Below are 16395 nucleotides of genomic sequence, written 5' to 3'. Positions count from 1 at the left end.
AGGCCCGCACGTCCGGTCAGGCGGTCGTGATGGCGGATTCGATGCTGCGGTGCCGGGCGGCGCCGTGCGCGAAATCGGGCACGCCCGGCGTGCCGCCCTCGCGCAGGTCGCTCAGGAACCGCTGGTAGGCGTGAGCGACCGCGTAGGCCGGCGCGTCGGCGTGGGGGTCCAGTCGCGGGACGCGAACGTATGACTCCGGCACCGTCAGGGGAGCGAGCCCGGTGGATGTTCCGCGGCCGCCTTCGAGCGTGACCGGGCTGAGCTGGAGATGGCCGACCGGGGCGGTGAGGACGAGGTCGCCCTCGGTGCCGTTGATCTCCCAGCGGAAGTTGGTTCCCCGGGACATCCCTCCGCGGTAGTGGAAGGTGGCCACCGCGCCGCCCGGCAGCCGTCCCGAGGCCACCACCTGATCGGCGGCGGTCATGGGCACGTGCCGTCCGCTCCCGGTGTCCACGGCCGACGTACGCCGCGACGCCAGGTGGATCCGCAGGTCCTCCGGCTCTCCCAGGACGGACGCGAGTCCGTCGAGGGTGTGGGCGAAGGGGATGGTCAGCAGCGTCGCGCCGTTGGCGGCGTCGAGCACGTAGTGGTCGCCGGGGCCGACGGTGGCGCCCCAGGCGCCTCCGGAGCCGATGACCGTCGTGGACAGCACCTCCCCCACGTAGCCGTCGGCCACGAGATCCCGCACGTAGGCCAGGGCCGGGTGCGACCGCGCCTGGAGTCCGACGACGGTCGGCACCCCGCGGCTGCGCGCCTGCCGCGCCATGTCCGCGGCCTCCGCGAGCCCGTTGCCGAGCGGCCACTCGCACAGCACGCTCTTGCCGGCGCTCAGCGCCGTCCGCACCAGTTCCCGGTGGTGCGGCACCTTCACCGCCACGACCACGAGGTCGACCTCGTCGCAGGCGGCCAGTTCGGCCGCCGTTCCGAAGGTGCGCGACACACCGTGCTTGTGTCCGGAGCGCTCCGCCGACTGTTTCGAACTCGTGCTCAGGGCCCTCAGCTCGTAACCCGGGACGGCGCGCAGGGCCGGCAGGTGTGAGCGCTCGGCCCAGCTTCCGTCCGCCCCGAGCCCGATGATTCCCACTCCGATCGGCTTCTCGGACCGGGCCAGCTCGGCGAGCGGTGACTCAGATGTGCTCATGTTCCGCCGCTGTTCTCTCTGTGAGTGGCGACTCGCTGTCCAGCAGAGCCATGAGGGGCGCGGCGTACCGGGTGCCGGCCACCGCGCCGGCCGGGACGGCCTCGTCGATCGCACGGAGGTCCGTGTCGGTCAGGGCGACGCCGGCCGCGGCCAGGGCCTCCTCGACGCGGTGCGGTCGGCGGGTGCCCAGGACGGCCACGATGGTGCCGCGCTCGCCGCCCTGGGCGATGACCCAGGCGGTGGCGAGCTGCGCGACGTTGATGCCGTGCGCGTCGGCGAACGGCCGCAGCCGGTCGACGAGGGTGAGGTTGGTGGCGAGATTGTCGGGGTGGAAGCGGGGCAGCCAGTGGGCGCGCGGGTCGCCTCCGGCGGGTTGCCGGTAGGCGCCGGTGAGCAGGCCGTGTGCGAGGACCCCGTAGGCGGTGACGCCGATCCCCAGCTCGCGGCAGGTGTCCAGGATGCCGTTGGTTTCGGGATCACGGCTGAACAGGGAGTATTCGATCTGCACATCGCAGATCGGGTGCACGGCGTGGGCACGGCGGATGGTCTCCGGCCCCACCTCGGAGAGCCCGATGTGGCGCACGTACCCTGCCTGGACCAGCTCGGAGATCGCGCCGATCGTGTCCTCGATCGGGGTGGCGGAGTCGAGGCGCGCGGGGCGGTAGATGTCGACGTGGTCGCTGCCGAGGCGGCGCAGCGAGTAGGCGAGAGCGTTCTTGACGTGGGCGGGCCGGCCCTCGACGCCGACGAAGGCTCCGTCGGGGCCGCGCAGACCGCCGAACTTGACGCTGAGGAGCACCTTGTCGCGATCGCCGGCGCGGAGGGCACGGCGGATGAGGTCCTCGTTGTGGCCCATGCCGTAGAAGTCGGCGGTGTCGAGGAGGGTGACGCCGGCGTCGAGAGCCGCGTGGATCGTGGCGATGGCGTCGGCCTCGTCGGCGGGGGCGGAGTGGTCGGACATGCCGGCGCAGCCCAGCGCGAGAGGGGCGACCTGAGGGCCGCCGGTTCCAAGATGTCGGGTGTGCATGGCGCCTCCTGTGGGGCGAGAAGCATGGACGCCGCCGACAGTGCCGCTGCGATCGCAGCCGTCTGTTAGCGTTGATATTTCAACACTAGAAAGAGGCATGTTGATATGTCAACACGAGATGGAGAGGCTGCCGCATCCAACGAGGCCGCGACCGGCGCCGCGTCGGAGCCCGTCGATTTCTGGTCCGCCTTCAAGCGCGTCCACGAGGTCGTCCGAGCACTCGTGATCGCGGACACCGCCGAGGCGGCGGGCCTGTCCGAGCCGGACCTGACGATCCTCGTCAACCTCGGCAAGGCGGGGGGCGCCCTGCGCCAGAGCGAGCTCGCCGCGTCACTCGGCTGGGATCGCACCCGTGTCTCCCACCAGCTCACCCGCATGAGCACCCGCGGACTCGTCGCCCGCGAGCGCGCCGGCGGCGTCATCGTCACCCTCACCGACGCCGGCCGCGCCGCCATCGCCGCCGCACACCCCGGCCTGGACGCCGCGGTACGCCGCCACTTCACCGACAAGCTCTCCGCGCAGGAGATCGAAACGCTGGCCGCCGTGTTCAGCCGGTTCTGACGTGCTCCCGGTCGGAGACCGGGAGCACTGCGGACGATTCCGGACAGCGACCGGAACATGCGGTCCCTCGGCAACTCCCGGTCGTCGGCGGCAGTGGACGTCGCGAGTCAAGATCATTTCCTCGCATACTAAATTCAAGTATTGACCTAAGTATCGAAGGCGATCATTCTCTGGTCAGGGCTCGCCCCCGTTCACCCCCGAAGAGAGATCGCCATCATGAGAAAGCGTTCGACGATCCATCCCACGCGCCGCGCCCTGACGGCCGTGCTCAGCGCACTGGTCCTGGTCGTGGCCTGCGTCGTCGCGGCGGCGGCCGTGTCCGCCCCGGCCACGGCCGCGCCCGCGCTGCTGTCGCAGGGCAAACCCGCGACCGCCTCGTCCACCGAGAACGCCGGCACACCGGCGTCGGCCGCCGTCGACGGGAACACCGGCACCCGCTGGTCCAGCGCGTTCAGCGACCCGCAGTGGCTCCAGGTGGACCTCGGAACCACGGCGACGCTGAGCCAGGTCACCCTGAACTGGGAGGCCGCCTACGCCAGCTCCTTCAAGATCCAGGTGTCGGCCGACGCCACCACCTGGACGGACGTCTACTCCACCACCACCGGCACCGGTGGCGTACAGACCCTCACCGTCACCGGCACCGGCCGCTACGTCCGCGTGTACGGCACCGCCCGCGCCACCGCGTACGGCTACTCCCTCTGGGAGTTCCAGGTCTACGGCACGACGTCCGGCGCCGCCTGCGGCACGGCCGACGCCGCCCAGGGCAGGCCCGCCACCGCCTCCTCCGCCGAGAACGCCGCGACACCCGCGTCGGCGGCCGTGGACGGCAACAGCGCGACCCGCTGGTCCAGCGCGTTCGGCGACCCGCAGTGGCTCCAGGTGGACCTCGGCTCGGCCAAGACGATCTGCAAGGTGGTCCTGACCTGGGAGGCGGCCTACGCCATGGCCTTCAAGATCCAGGTGTCCGACAACGCCACCACCTGGACCGACGTCTACTCCACCACCACCGGCACCGGCGGCACGCAGACCCTCGACGTCACCGGCTCGGGCCGCTACGTCCGCCTCTACGGCACCGCCCGCGCCACCGCGTACGGCTACTCGCTGTGGAGCTTCACCGTGAACACCACGGGCGGCTCGACCGACCCGACGACCCCGCCGCCCGACGCCTTCTGGGGCGACACCGCGAACATCCCGGCGGCCAAGAACGTCGTCATGGTCAAGATCCTCAACCGGACCAACGGCCAATACCCCGACTCGCAGGTCTACTGGAGCTACAACGGCCAGGTCCACTCGATCGCCGAGCAGCCCTACTTCGACATGCCGGCCAACACGGCGGGCCGGATGTACTTCTACCTCGGCTCCCCCAACAGCCAGTACTACGACTTCATCGAGTTCACCGTCGGTCCTTCGGTCTTCAACGGCAACACGACCCGGGTGGACGCGTTCGGCCTGAAGCTCGCGATGCGCCTGCACGCCCGCGACGGCTACGACGTGGCGGTCGGCGAGGACTACGCCACCTTCGCCGAGTCCCGCGCGGCGACGTTCCAGCGGTTCGTCGACGAGGTGCCGGCCGAGTTCAAGCCGCTGGCCCAGGTGCAGGCGCCGTACCGCATCCCGGCTCCGGGCAGCGCGTCGATCTTCCAGCCCGGTGGCGCGTACGCGAACTACTTCACCGGCTACGCCGCCCAGCAGGGCGTGACGGCGACGACCTCGCAGGTCACCGGGTGCGCCGGGCCGCTCGCCGAGGCGCCGAAGATGTGCGCGGCGCTGAACCGGCACGTCGCCGGGCTGTCCGACGCCCAGCAGTCGGACCCGTCGAACTACTACAAGGCCGCCCCGGCGAACTACTACGCGAAGTTCTGGCACGACCACGCCATCGGCGGGCTCGCCTACGGCTTCCCCTACGACGACTACGCGGGACAGTCGTCCTTCATCTCGCACGGCGACCCGCAGTGGCTGCTGGTCGCGGTCGGCTGGTAACGCAGGCAGGAGACGCCATGAAGCACCCCCTCACGCTCCGGCGCGGCTTCGCCGTCGTCCTGGCGCTGGCGCTGGCGCTGCTCGCGAGCGTCGTCGCCGGGCCCGCCCACGCCGCGCCCGTCCTGCTGTCGCAGGGCAAGACCGCGACGGCCTCGTCCACCGAGAACGCCGGCACTCCCGCCTCGGCGGCGGTGGACGGCGACACCGGCACCCGGTGGTCCAGCGCGTTCGGCGACCCGCAGTGGCTCCAGGTGGACCTCGGGACCACGGCGACGCTGAGCCAGGTCACCCTGAACTGGGAGGCCGCGTACGCCACGGCGTTCAAGATCCAGGTCTCGGCCGACGCCACCACCTGGACCGACGTCTACTCCACCACCACCGGCACCGGCGGCGTGCAGAACCTCACCGTGACCGGCACCGGCCGGTACGTCCGGGTCTACGGCACCACCCGCGCCACCGGCTACGGCTACTCGCTGTGGGAGTTCCAGGTCTACGGCACCACCGGCACGTCCTCGGGCTGCGCCGGCCCCGACAGCGCGCTGAACCGGCCCGCCACCGCCTCGTCCACCGAGAACGCCGGGACGCCCCCATCGGCGGCAGTGGACGGCGACCCCGGCACCCGCTGGTCCAGTGCCGCCGCCGACCCGCAGTGGCTCCAGGTGGACCTCGGCTCGGCCAAGACGATCTGCAAGGTCGTCCTGACCTGGGAGGCCGCCTACGCCACGGCCTTCAAAATCCAGGTGTCCGACAACGCCTCCACCTGGACCGACGTCTACTCCACCACCACCGGCACCGGCGGCACGCAGACCCTCGACGTGACCGGCTCGGGCCGCTACGTCCGTCTGTACGGCACCGCCCGCGCCACCGGCTGGGGCTACTCGCTGTGGGAGTTCGCCGTCCACACCAGCGGCGGCGGCACCACCGACCCGCCGACCGGGACGCCGATCTCGGCGTACAAGCAGGTGACGGCATCGTCCTGGGAGGGCGGCAACGCTCCGGCGGCGGCGCTCGACGGGCGGACGACGACCCGCTGGTCGAGCCAGTACTCCGACGACCAGTGGCTGCGGGTGGACCTCGGCGGCGCAGGGCACATCACCGGCGTCACTCTCAACTGGGAGTCCGCGTACGCCACGGGTTACCGGATCGAGGTGTCCGCCAACGGCACGTCGTGGACGCCGATCCACACCACGACCAGCGGCAGGGGCGGCGTCGAGAACCTGAACGTCACCGGCGACGGCCGCTACGTCCGCTTCGTCGGCACGGCTCGCGCGACGGGCTACGGCTACTCGCTGTGGGAGTTCCAGGTCTTCGGCACCGTGGACACGGCGGCCACCACCGCTCCCCTGCTGTCCCCGCCCGCCAAGGCCCCGGCGACCACCGGCCAGTTCGCGCTGTCCACCCCCGCCGACAAGGCCATGGTCACCGACACCCGGCGGCCGGCGTTCTCCTGGGCGGCCGTCTCCGGCGCGGTGCGCTACGAGGTCTGGCTGAACGTCAGCCGCACCGACTACGACTTCACCGCCTCGGGCAACCTGATCGACCTCTACACCAAGGTCGCCGAGCCGACCGGCACGAGCTACACGCCCACCTGGGACATCCCCGACCGGTGGACGTACAGGTGGTTCGTCGTCGCGGTGAGCGGCTCGGGCGCCAGGACGACGTCGAACATCCGCACCTTCAGCCTCTACCTGCCCGACATCGAGCAGGTCGCCGACGGTGTCCCGATCGTCGACGGCGCCCGCGACCTGAACAAGAACGGCACGATCGAGCCGTACGAGAACTGGAGGCTGCCCGTCGAGACCCGAGTCGGCGACCTTCTCGGCAGGATGACCCCCGAGGAGAAGGCCTACCAGATGTTCTACAACGCCCAGACCTACCCGCTCTCGGGCTGGCACTTCGGCCCGGCATTGCCGAACGACCTGCACGCCGTCCTGCTGGGCGCGTCCGGAACCCGGCTCGGCATCCCGCCCGTCTCGGCGGGCGACACCATCGCCGGATACCAGACCACCTACCCCCTGCAGAGCGCACTTGCCGCGGGCAGGGACTACGCGCTCGACTACAGGCTCGGCGACATGCAGCGCCGCGAGGAGCTTGAGGTCGGGGCGCGCGGCGTGCTCGGCCCGCTCGCCGAGGTGGGCACCAAGGTCCTCTACCCCCGCATCCAGGAGGGCAACGGCGAGAACGCCGACGTCGCGGCCGCCCAGGTCCGCGCGCTGGTGGCCGGGCTCCAGGGCGGGCCCGAGCTCAACCCCGCCTCCGTGCTGGCGACCGTCAAGCACTGGCCGGGCGAGGGCGCGGGCGGCGAGGCCGGGATCACCTACGACGCGGTGACGATCAAGTACCACATGATCCCGTTCAGGGCCGCGATGGAGGCCGGCGCCGTCAACATCATGCCGGGCTACGCCGGGAGCTCCTACCTCGACCCGGGCGGCTCGGGCGCGGGCGACAGCAAGCCGATCCTCGACTACCTGCGGAACAACCTCGGCTACACCGGCCTCATCACCACCGACTGGCTGCCGTCCTCGGTCTGGGTCAAGGCCGCCAACGCCGGCTCGGATGTGATGGGCGGGGCCGACCCCGGAGCCACCGGGTTCACCATGGCCACCTTCCTGGCCAACGTCCCGATCGCGCGGATCAACGACGCGGTGACCCGGATCCTGCGCCTGAAGTTCACGCTCGGCGTGTTCGAGCGCCCGTACGGCGACCCGGTGAACGGCCCCTACCGCTTCCACCAGCCGTCGTACGTCGCGCTCGCCGACCAGGCCGCCCGGGAGTCCGTCACGCTGCTCAAGAACAACGGCGTACTGCCGCTGAAGCTCAAGGCGGGCGACAACGTCGTGGTCGCCGGTCCGCGGGCCACCGACGGCTCGGCCTGCTGCATCTGGACGAGCTTCTTCCACGAGGAGTACGGCTCGCAGACCCTCCTGGACGCGGTCAAGGCGCGGGCGGCCACCTCGGGCGTCAACGTCTACCAGGACACCGGCCCTTCGCCCAAGCTCGCGATCGTGGCCGTCGGCGAGCCGACCTACACGCACGCCACCGCCTGGGTGAAGGAGCAGCCCCAGTTGCCCGCCGACCAGCTGGCCGTCATCCAGAACTTCAAGAACCAGGGCATTCCGGTGGTCGTCGTGCTGACCCTCCCCCGGCCCATCGTCATCAGCGAGTGGAACGGCCTGGCCGACGCCATCGTGGTGACGTACCGGGGCGGCGAGGAGGTCGGCCCGGCCACGGCTGCCCTGCTGTTCGGCGACTACACGCCGCGCGGGCGGCTGCCGTGGCAACTGCCGCGCAGCCTCGACCAGATCCTCAAGCCGGGCGGCGGCGACGTGCTCGCCGACGCCGTCGAGGACTGGAACCTCCCCTACGACCTGGGCGCGACCGCCGCCCAGCGGTCGGAGATCCGGGCCCGCATCGACGCGGGCCAGACCGTCCCCACCACCTACGGCAACCCCCTCTATCCGTACGGAGCCGGCCTGCAGGGCTGGTCGTGACGCCCGCTTCAGACTGAAGTGGGCAGCGGCCCGCCGCGCCAGGTCATGGCGTCGCCCAGGGCGGCGAGGAGATCCACCTCGCCGCCTTCGGCCTCGGCGTAGGCGCGGTGCAGATTGAGCACCAGGCGCTCGGCGTCCGCCCATCCGGCGAACTCGCCCAGGTCGGCCGCCTGTGCGGCGGCCAGTGGGGTGAGCCCGTTCTCCCGTCCCGCCCGGGCGACGTCGAGGACGAAGCGGTAGTACCGCTCGTGCGCGGCCAGCACCTCCGGCAGCTCGGAGGCGGTGGCGAGCGGGCCGTGCCCGGGCACGACGTGCTCGGGTTCGAAGGCCGCCAGCCAGTCCAGCGACCGCAGCGCCCCCTCGATCGACCCCATCAGCACCAGCGGCGTGAGCCCGTTGAACAGCAGGTCCCCGGCGAACAGCACCCGTTCGCCGGGCAGCCACGCCACCACGTCCCCGGGGGTGTGGGCGGCGTGGCCGGGATGCCGCAACTCGACGCGGCGCGCCCCGAGATGGACGGTCAGCTCGGACGTGAACACCACGGACGGCGGGCGGCGCGTCACGTGTCCCCAGTCGGGCACCGGCGCCCAGAACGGCGGGCAGCCGTCGATGATCGGATCGGCCAGCAACGCCTCTCTCATCGCCGCGTGCCCGAAGACGACCGCGTCCTCCGGCAGCAGGCTGTTGCCGTAGCAGTGGTCCCCGTGCTGGTGGGTGTTCACCGCCATCCGGACCGGGGCGCCGCCGGTCGCCTCGGCGACCGCGCCGAGAAACCGCCGGGTGCGCGCCTCGGTCGCGCACGTGTCGACGATCAGGACGTCGCCGTCGCCTGCCACGGCTCCGGCGTTGTTCAGCCACCAGGTGCCGTCCGGCTGCACCCAGGCGAAGATCTCCGGCCCCACCTCGTGCAGCCCCGCCCCGTGCAGCCCCGCCCCGTGCAGCCCCGCCCCGTCGGCCCGTTCCACCACGCTCACGGTTCCTCTCGTCGCCGGTCCTCCCCGGGGGACCCTACCGGCGAAATCGCGCGACCTGGAAAGGCGGGGACGAGGCTGAGACTCTCGCGAGAGGCCCGACGTCCACGGCGGGGCAAGGGCCCCCCAATGGACGTGATCGGCCGGGGGATTCAGGCGGGATCGAGCGCGCGCCAGGCGTCGGTGACGCAGCCTTCCTCGTAGTCCCACAGTCCGTCGGCCTCCCCCTGCACGAGAAGGCGCCGCACCGCGGCGAGGTCCGCGGTCGGCGGCACGTTCAGCGCCACCAGTCCGAACTGCTCGGCTCCTTCGCCCTCCACGCCCCACGATGCGAAGGCGTCGAGCACGGCCTGCCGGCCGGCCGGTTCTCGGGTGAAGGGGACGACCCGGATCGTGCAGTTACCGGAGAACTCGACCGCCTCCGCCGCCCTGACGACCCCTTCGTCGTCCGTCTCGATGCGCACCACGTCGCCCAGGGCGACCCCTCGGACGAAGAAGGGGATGTTGTCCAGCATCACCCGGCCCGGCGCCACCGGGACCGCCCACATCCGCTCGGACGCGGCCGGCGGCCAGCCGTTCTCGTCCTGAGGAAGATCGAACACCACGCGCACGCGTGCGGCCTCCTCGCTCTGCGTCACGCGAGCAGGATGCCCACTCTGGCCGGTTCGATCCAGCCGGCGCTCAGATCGCGAAGATGGAGCGAGGCACCGGAAACCGTGCGAGGCAGCGCCTCCAGCGGGAACAGGTCCAGTGGAGGAAGCACCAAGAAAGGGGCGTCAATCCCGGCCGTACACCGTCGCCAGATCGATCAGGTGCACATCAGGTGAGGCAGCCGCCCCGGCCTGCGCCTTGTCGTCGAATCCGGTGCCGCTGAAGCAGATGAGACGGGTACGCGTGGTGTCATAACGGCCCGACTTGGCGATCAGGTCCCTGATGTGCCGGAGACGTTCGATGTGGGCGGCTCCCATCGTGTCGTTCCACTTGGCCTCGCCGATGGCCAGCAGCGGCGGTTTGCCGCCGTCGGCGATGCCGATCACGGCCACGTCCACCTCATGACCGGTTCTGGCCTTGGGATCGTGAACGACGCCGTGACCGACGCGGGCGGGCAGGCCGCCGAACAGGTCCGGACCGGCGTGATGCAGCGACCACTCGCGGCAGATCTGCTCGAAGTGCGGGCCGAGAACGTTGCTGACGAAGCGTCGACGACTGGCCTGCCAGACCCGCGCGGCACTGCCCGGTCGCTCGAGCTGGTCCCAGACCGGACGCATGATGGCGTGATAGAAGCGGATCAACGGTTCGGAGATGCGATATGTGGCGCGGTTGTCGCGGAAGGCGTCCGAATCGCGATGCAGCAGGCCGGCGTCTTCGAGGACGTTGATGGGATGCGCGATGTCCGTCGCCTTCCGCTCCAGGTAGCCGGCCATGCCCCCACGCGTGGCGTTGCCGTCGGCGACGGCCGCCAGGACGGACAGATACAGGGCCCTGTCCCGCAGGTCCGGCTCCTCGGCCAGCAGGTAGCGGGCCTCGCGGAACAGGGGCGTCTCCGGATTGAGAACGGTGCGGACCACCCAGTCGTCGAAGTCGTCAGGTCCCGCCGGGGCGTCGCCGCGAGCGAACTCGCGACGATATGCGGGCGTGCCGCCGACGACCGCGTTGACCTTCAGGGCAAGCACCGGATCGGAAATCCCCCAGAACTCGGCGGCCAGACGGTGGTCGAGCGGACGGACGAGCAGTTCCAGTCCCGCCCGTCCACGCAACGGGGCGTTGCCGGACAACAATCGGCCCATGAAGGACAGGGCCGAACCGCACAGCAACAGACGCGTACGGGATCTGGCGCGCTGGTCCCGCATGGGCCGGAACGCCTCCTGAATGAGGGAAGGCAACTCGGGGTTCGCCCGTGCGAGGTAGGGAAACTCGTCGATCACGACGGGAATGGGGCGCTCGGCACCAAGAGCGAGAAGCGCGTCGAGGGCTTCGGACCAGTCGGCGAAGTGGTAGGGGGTGGCAGGGCGGGCATGAGCCGTCAGCGCGGCGCTCAAGCGCCGCAGCGACTCGGCATCGGCAGCCTCTGTCGCCCCGAAGTAGAAGCCCCCCGCGGCACGACATGCGGCGTCCAGGAGGAAGGTCTTGCCCTGGCGGCGTCGTCCGGAGACCACGCCGAGAGTCGCGCCTGATTGCTCATCAGTGATGAACCGCGCCAAGGCAGACCATTCGTAGTCGCGGTCGAACATCTCGACCGGCTTGTCCATGCGTACCCTCACAGATATAGGACTACAGTTACATTAACTGTAGTCCTATAAAGGTGATAGCCGGGCGCCGCGTGCACCGTGTCACCGCTTTAGCACGCGCCCCTCGACGTCCTGCTCGTCGGAGACGACGACCTCGGCGGCGCCCTCCTCGACCAGTCGCCGCCTCTTGGCACGGGTGCGGGTGACCGCGATCGGCGTGGCCCCGATGCGGCCGGCCGTGTGGATCGCGGCCAGGCCGACGCTGCTGGACGCCGCGGATGAACTCGCTGGGCCGCGCCGAGATGGACGAGGTGTTTCCCGGCCTGCTCGACGCCCTCACCCGTCAGCCGGTGAGGAAGACCTGACGCTCGGCGGCCCTGTCGTCGAACGCCTCCAGCCGGGCCTGGCCCTCGGCCGCGAGGGTGTCCAGCATGGTGTGCAGCAGCGCGGTGCACAGGACCGTCGGGCCCGCGTGGGAGTCGAACGCGAAACCCGAGCTCACCGGGGCCAGCAGGACCTCGTCCGCGAGGTCGGTGAGCCGGCCCACCGGCTGGTCGGTGACGAGGGCGACCTTCAGCCGGACCCGGCGCGCCCAGACGAGACCCTGCTCCAGCTCACGCGGATAGCGCGGCAGGCCGATGGCGAGCACCCATTCGGCGCCCGATTCGGCCGCCCTGCTCAGCCGGTCTTCCAGGATCGAGCCCGGCGCGTCCAGTACGCGTACGTCCGGGAGCACCTTCTCGGCGAGGTAGCCGAACAGATGCGCCAGCGGCGCGGAGATCCGCAGGCCCATGACCAGAAGCGGGCTCGACCTGGCCAGGTGACCCGCCACCCGCCGGAGCTGGCCGGAATCGGCCAGGCCGTCGCGCAGCCGTTCCAGGTCGCGGATCTCGGAGTTGACCAGTTCCTGGATCTCGTTGTAGCGGTCGCCCGTCGCGGCCGGCCTCCGATCGCCGAACACGGACGTACGCAGCGCCTCCCGGAACTCGGGGAACCCGCGGAACCCGAGCGCGGCGGCGAAGCGGGTGACCGACGGCTGGCTGACGCCGACGCGCTCGGCGAGGTCCGCACTGGTGAAGAAGACGGCCTCCTGCGCGTTGTCCAGCAGGTAGCGGGCGATCCGGCGTTGTGACGGCGAGAGGCGATGGCCGTCGAAGAGCGTCCGCAGGTTCGCGACGATCCGGGAGGCGTCCAGCACGGCGAGCGACCGGCCGGTCTCTGGGACGTGCCTCATCCTGGAACACTTCCCTTCTTCGTGGAGTGACGGACCCGGCCCCGGGCCGGTCGCCTTACCCATGAATCGCGAAGCGCCTGCCGGATGCAACGCCGCCGGGCGGCCCCCCGTGGGGACCGCCCGGCTACGCCGCTTCGTGATGTCGGTCAGTTCTTCGGGCCGTTGCCGTTGAACCTCGTCTTGCACTCCTGCAGCCGCACGTCGACCTGCTCGCCCCGGTCGACGGTCACGTGCACCGTCTCCAGAACCTCGCCGGTCGGGCGGGCGCAGGTGAGCGTCCAGCTCTCCTTGATGAAGTTGCCCGGGCCGGTGGCGACGACGCCGGTCTCCGTGTAGGCCGGGGCCGGCCGTACGGACGGGTTGACGTGCCAGGCGAACTTGCCGTTGGCCGGGGCGACCAGCGTCGACTCCAGGTGGGTGGGGACCCTCTGGGGCGGATCGAAGGCGTTGTTCGCCTGCCGGATCGGCGCGGTCCACAGGTCGAAGTCCTTGGTGATCTTCAGGACCGCGCCCTTCGGGGCCTTGCCGGTGATGACGGAGTGCGCGGCCGGGTCGGCCGCGTACTCCAGGGCCACCATGAACGCCTCGCGGTTCGACTTGCCCTCGTAGCGGCCGGTGCCCGTGTAGTCCTCGATCACCTCGGGGTAGGTGTTGGTGGTCGACTGGGTCTTCATGATCTCGAAGGTGAACCCGAGGCCGCGGGTCGCGTAGTACGACCAGTCCGGGGTCTCGCCGGTCGTCTCGTAGTCGAAGCCCGACTTCATGCCCGTGTAGCCGTTCTTCGCCGTGATGGCGTCGGTCAGGGCGGCGTAGACGGCCTCGTCCGGGGTGTCGCCCGCGCGCTTCTCCAGCGGCGGGCGAAGGACGGTGTGACCGGAGGTGTGGTTCGTGATCAGGACGGTGACCTGGTTGTTCTTGGTCAGGTCCATGATGTTCTGCACTTCCGGCTCGGAGCCGGGGCCCGGGCCGCGGGTCGTCGCGTTGGAACCGGCGTTGCTGCCCCAGCCGAAGGGGTAGTTGCGGTTGATGTCGACCCCGGCGCTGCTCGCGCACGTCGGGGACAGGCCGCAGCTCGTACGCCGGTTGATGACGAACCCGTCGACGTTGACGACCGGGACGAAGATGACCCGCGCCTTGTCGAGCAGGCGCGTGACCTGGGGGTCCTTGCCGTCGTTGTCGATCAGGTCGTAGGCGAACTCCATCGTGTGCTCGCCGGAGGGCCACTCGTTGCCGTGGTGGACGCCCATCATCAGCAGGACCGGCTTGCCGTCGGCGGCGCCGACGTCGTGGGTGACCTCGATGCCGTACACCTCCCGGCCCTGGCGGGTCCTGTGCGGCAGCGTGATGTGCTTGACGAGGCCGGGGTGCCGGGCGCTCAGCGCCAGCATCTCGTCGTTGTAGTCCGTGATCGTGCGGTAGGCGGCGCGCCCGCTGGGCAGGCTCGGCGCCTGCTGCTGGACGATCGCCTGGGTTTCCGCCGTGGCCGCGACACTGGCGCCGGCGGCCGGAATGCCGAGACCTCCCAGAAAACCGACGCCCAACACCAGCGTGAGAACGCGTTTCCTGGCGACAGAGGCAGTGGAGGGGAACGTGCCTCCTGAAGACATGCTGAAACCTTTCTCAGCCACGGACGAGCGGGAAACGAAAACGCGTCCTTTTCTCCGGGCCGTCTTTCGGCAGTACGCGACACCCCCCGAACAGCCGCTGACTGCAAAGTTTCAGTAAGTCTGCGGGCTGAATGTTACCCTGTCAACCCAGAACGGCTGGTTTCCGACGCCCCCTTTCGGGGAGGGGCGCATGCCCGGCTCCGGGCTTTCCTCGCCGGCCATTCACCGAAATACGGCCGTGGAGAGCGTCGGAGAGGTATTTCCGCCACCGGCAAACACGGCGAATATGCCGCCGCCCTTGAAGGGGCGGCGTGTTCCCGCTCACGCGGCTCGCGAGGCCTGGCCGGCGGGCTCGGGCAGGCTCCTCGCCGCCACGGCGAGGGGAGGCGTACGGTCGGGCTCCGGCTCGAACGTGACGGTGCGTAACGAGGCGTGGAACGGCGCGCTCGCCGCCAGCGCGACCACGCGGCTTCATCGGCGGAGGGTCCTCGGCCACCCCGGCGGTCACCTGCACCAGCCCCTGACGTGCAGCGAATCGACGGGGACCCGTCCGTCGGACGGGACCTCATCGCGCACCGGTCGAATAACCGTCCCCCGGGCTGTGCGAGGACACCAGCGCCGACATCACCGTGAGCGGCAGTGACGGATTGGCGGCGGCAGCCTCCACCACCTCCCGGTCGTCGTCCGCGAGCAACTCGACGACGACCTCGGGTGGCAGGGCCGGGTGTCCCGCGGCGATGGGCCTGGCCCGCTGGTCCCGCAAGCACGCCGACAGCGCCCGGGCCGTCGCGTTGGGGTGGCGTGCGACCTCGCGGAACACCTTCTGCACGGGCGGCCGGTGCCGCACCAGGTCCTCCAGCAACGCCGGTGACACGTCCGGATTCCTCGCCACCCTGGCGAGGACCCGTACGCCGTGCCGGTCGACCATGGCACGCAACCGGGCTTCGGACAGGCCCGGGTGCGGCGCGATGGATTTGATCACCTTGGCGTCGGGGTCGGCGGCCAGCGCGTCGCGGATCTCGGCCGGCAGGTCGCGCCGTTCGGCCACCAGCATCCGCACGACCGGATTCCGTGAGGCGGCCAGTTCCCCGGCCTCGGCGGGCGTGGCGGTGGCGATCCGCGGCAGCAGGGTGGAGCCGATCCTGACGGTTCCGGCCAGGCGGGTCAGCACCTCCAGCGGCACGCGCGGGTTGTGCGCGAGACGACGCCGCACGTCGTGGCCGGGGTCGGCGGCCAGCCTGTAGATCAGGCGGTCGCCGATCGCGGGATTCTCCGCGAGGGTGGCACGGACGACGGGTTCCGGGCTGTCGACGAGGCGTTCGTACACCTCCGGGGGCAGGTCGGTGCGCTCGGCCAGCTCCCATCGCAGCAGCGTCGAGGGATGGCCGGCGAAGCCGACCGCGGCCGCGGTCGGCGTGGCCGGGTTTCTCAGTGCCAGCTGCCGCATGTCGTGGACCGTGGACTCGTGGGAGCCGTCACACGAGGCATCCGATGGCAGCTCGCAGTCGGGCTCGGGGCAGTACGGATCGTGGACGAACGGCGTCTCCTTCCGGTCGCAGACCAGGCACCGCCGCGCCGGGGACATCCCTTCGCCGGTGAGCAGCGCTGCCAGCACCGCCGGTGGGGTCGCCTCGTTCACGGCCACCGCGCGGCGGACCTCGGCATGCGGGTGCTCCGCGAGCCGCGCCGCCATGTCCGCCGTCGTCCGCAGCGCGAGCTCCGCGACGACCCGGATGTCGATGTCCGCTGCGAGTGTCTCCGCCACATCGGGCGGGAGGCCGGGGCAGGCGGCCAGCCGCTCCCGGCAGTCGGCATCCGGATCCACCGCGAACAGGCGCGCCCACTCCGGGCGGCCGGCCCCCTCGGTGAGCAGGGCGAACGCGGCGTGCGGCTGCGCCGCCGGATCGATGTCGGCGGCCGTCAGCAACCCCCGCTCCGCGAGCCGCGCGGCGATCTTTTCGACGCGCGAGACCAGTGCAACCGCCTGCGCACGGGTCAGGTCCGCACGCCCGGCCAGGCTCACGGCGATGTCCTCGTCGGCAATCGTGACCAGCCGGTCCACGAGATCGGATGGCAGGGCCGGATTCTCGGCGAGGCCGCGCAGGACGTGGTCCACGGGGACATATTGCCCTGCCGTGATCACTTCGGCATGCGA

The 16395-nt window shown here is 70.9% G+C and carries 13 protein-coding genes; 3 read left to right on the top strand and 10 right to left on the bottom strand.

From position 1 onward, the window contains the following. Positions 1-16: 16 nt before the first annotated feature. Both ABZ857_RS36390 and ABZ857_RS36385 read right to left on the bottom strand, forming a co-directional pair. On the bottom strand, positions 17-1141 hold the full coding sequence (locus ABZ857_RS36390) for a Gfo/Idh/MocA family oxidoreductase (RefSeq protein WP_357052772.1): 1125 nt from the start codon (positions 1139-1141) through the stop codon (positions 17-19). After that, positions 1128-2168, bottom strand: a complete 1041-nt coding sequence (locus ABZ857_RS36385) for an aldo/keto reductase (RefSeq protein ID WP_357052769.1) — start codon at positions 2166-2168, stop codon at positions 1128-1130. The genes ABZ857_RS36390 and ABZ857_RS36385 overlap by 14 nt, the downstream gene beginning before the upstream one ends. Before the next feature lie 105 nt (positions 2169-2273). On the opposite strand from ABZ857_RS36385, the gene ABZ857_RS36380 reads away from it, so the two are divergent. The 3 genes from ABZ857_RS36380 to ABZ857_RS36370 all read left to right on the top strand — a co-directional run bounded on the left by ABZ857_RS36380 (position 2274) and on the right by ABZ857_RS36370 (position 8200). After that, on the top strand, positions 2274-2729 hold the full coding sequence (locus tag ABZ857_RS36380) for a MarR family winged helix-turn-helix transcriptional regulator (protein WP_357052766.1): 456 nt from the start codon (positions 2274-2276) through the stop codon (positions 2727-2729). Positions 2730-2945: 216 nt separating this feature from the next. Further along, positions 2946-4709: a discoidin domain-containing protein gene (locus ABZ857_RS36375; protein ID WP_357052763.1), complete on the top strand. Its 1764-nt coding sequence runs from the start codon at positions 2946-2948 to the stop codon at positions 4707-4709. A gap of 17 nt (positions 4710-4726) precedes the next feature. Next, complete coding sequence (locus ABZ857_RS36370) at positions 4727-8200, top strand: discoidin domain-containing protein (protein WP_357052760.1); 3474 nt, start codon at positions 4727-4729, stop codon at positions 8198-8200. Positions 8201-8208: 8 nt separating this feature from the next. On the opposite strand, the gene ABZ857_RS36365 is transcribed toward ABZ857_RS36370, so the two are convergent. From ABZ857_RS36365 to ABZ857_RS36330, 8 genes are all read right to left on the bottom strand, one after another. Continuing rightward, positions 8209-9141 (bottom strand): MBL fold metallo-hydrolase, encoded by a 933-nt coding sequence (locus ABZ857_RS36365; protein ID WP_357052887.1) that lies wholly within the window; start codon positions 9139-9141, stop codon positions 8209-8211. 182 nt (positions 9142-9323) lie between these two features. After that, on the bottom strand, positions 9324-9809 hold the full coding sequence (locus ABZ857_RS36360) for a DUF4265 domain-containing protein (protein WP_357052757.1): 486 nt from the start codon (positions 9807-9809) through the stop codon (positions 9324-9326). Next, on the bottom strand, positions 9806-9934 hold the full coding sequence (locus tag ABZ857_RS36355) for a hypothetical protein (RefSeq protein ID WP_357052754.1): 129 nt from the start codon (positions 9932-9934) through the stop codon (positions 9806-9808). Before ABZ857_RS36355 ends, ABZ857_RS36360 begins: the two co-directional genes overlap by 4 nt. A gap of 13 nt (positions 9935-9947) precedes the next feature. Then, complete coding sequence (locus tag ABZ857_RS36350) at positions 9948-11420, bottom strand: ATP-binding protein (RefSeq protein ID WP_357052751.1); 1473 nt, start codon at positions 11418-11420, stop codon at positions 9948-9950. A gap of 322 nt (positions 11421-11742) precedes the next feature. Then, entirely contained in the window at positions 11743-12633 is an 891-nt protein-coding gene (locus tag ABZ857_RS36345) for a MurR/RpiR family transcriptional regulator (protein WP_357052748.1), read from the bottom strand. Positions 12634-12779: 146 nt separating this feature from the next. Continuing rightward, positions 12780-14240 (bottom strand): M14 family zinc carboxypeptidase, encoded by a 1461-nt coding sequence (locus ABZ857_RS36340; protein ID WP_357052746.1) that lies wholly within the window; start codon positions 14238-14240, stop codon positions 12780-12782. Positions 14241-14561: 321 nt separating this feature from the next. Continuing rightward, the gene (locus ABZ857_RS36335) at positions 14562-14705 is read right to left on the bottom strand and encodes a hypothetical protein (RefSeq protein ID WP_357052743.1); all 144 of its coding nucleotides are present in this window, start codon (positions 14703-14705) and stop codon (positions 14562-14564) included. A gap of 100 nt (positions 14706-14805) precedes the next feature. Further along, positions 14806-16356, bottom strand: a complete 1551-nt coding sequence (locus ABZ857_RS36330; protein ID WP_357052740.1) for a hypothetical protein — start codon at positions 16354-16356, stop codon at positions 14806-14808. Between the last annotated feature and the right edge of the window lie 39 nt (positions 16357-16395).

It is taken from the genome of Microbispora sp. NPDC046933, assembly GCF_040644635.1.
Classification (GTDB): Bacteria; Actinomycetota; Actinomycetes; order Streptosporangiales; family Streptosporangiaceae; genus Microbispora.
This window is presented reverse-complemented; position numbering and strand designations above follow the sequence as displayed.

What these genes read in the sequence shown, in the direction of transcription:
- ABZ857_RS36390 (WP_357052772.1), bottom strand. Translation starts at nt 1,141, where the DNA reads ATGAGCACATCTGAGTCACCGCTCGCCGAGCTGGCCCGGTCCGAGAAG.
- ABZ857_RS36385 (WP_357052769.1), bottom strand. Translation starts at nt 2,168, where the DNA reads ATGCACACCCGACATCTTGGAACCGGCGGCCCTCAGGTCGCCCCTCTC.
- ABZ857_RS36380 (WP_357052766.1), top strand. Translation starts at nt 2,274, where the DNA reads ATGTCAACACGAGATGGAGAGGCTGCCGCATCCAACGAGGCCGCGACC.
- ABZ857_RS36375 (WP_357052763.1), top strand. Translation starts at nt 2,946, where the DNA reads ATGAGAAAGCGTTCGACGATCCATCCCACGCGCCGCGCCCTGACGGCC.
- ABZ857_RS36370 (WP_357052760.1), top strand. Translation starts at nt 4,727, where the DNA reads ATGAAGCACCCCCTCACGCTCCGGCGCGGCTTCGCCGTCGTCCTGGCG.
- ABZ857_RS36350 (WP_357052751.1), bottom strand. Translation starts at nt 11,420, where the DNA reads ATGGACAAGCCGGTCGAGATGTTCGACCGCGACTACGAATGGTCTGCC.
- ABZ857_RS36345 (WP_357052748.1), bottom strand. Translation starts at nt 12,633, where the DNA reads ATGAGGCACGTCCCAGAGACCGGCCGGTCGCTCGCCGTGCTGGACGCC.
- ABZ857_RS36340 (WP_357052746.1), bottom strand. Translation starts at nt 14,240, where the DNA reads ATGTCTTCAGGAGGCACGTTCCCCTCCACTGCCTCTGTCGCCAGGAAA.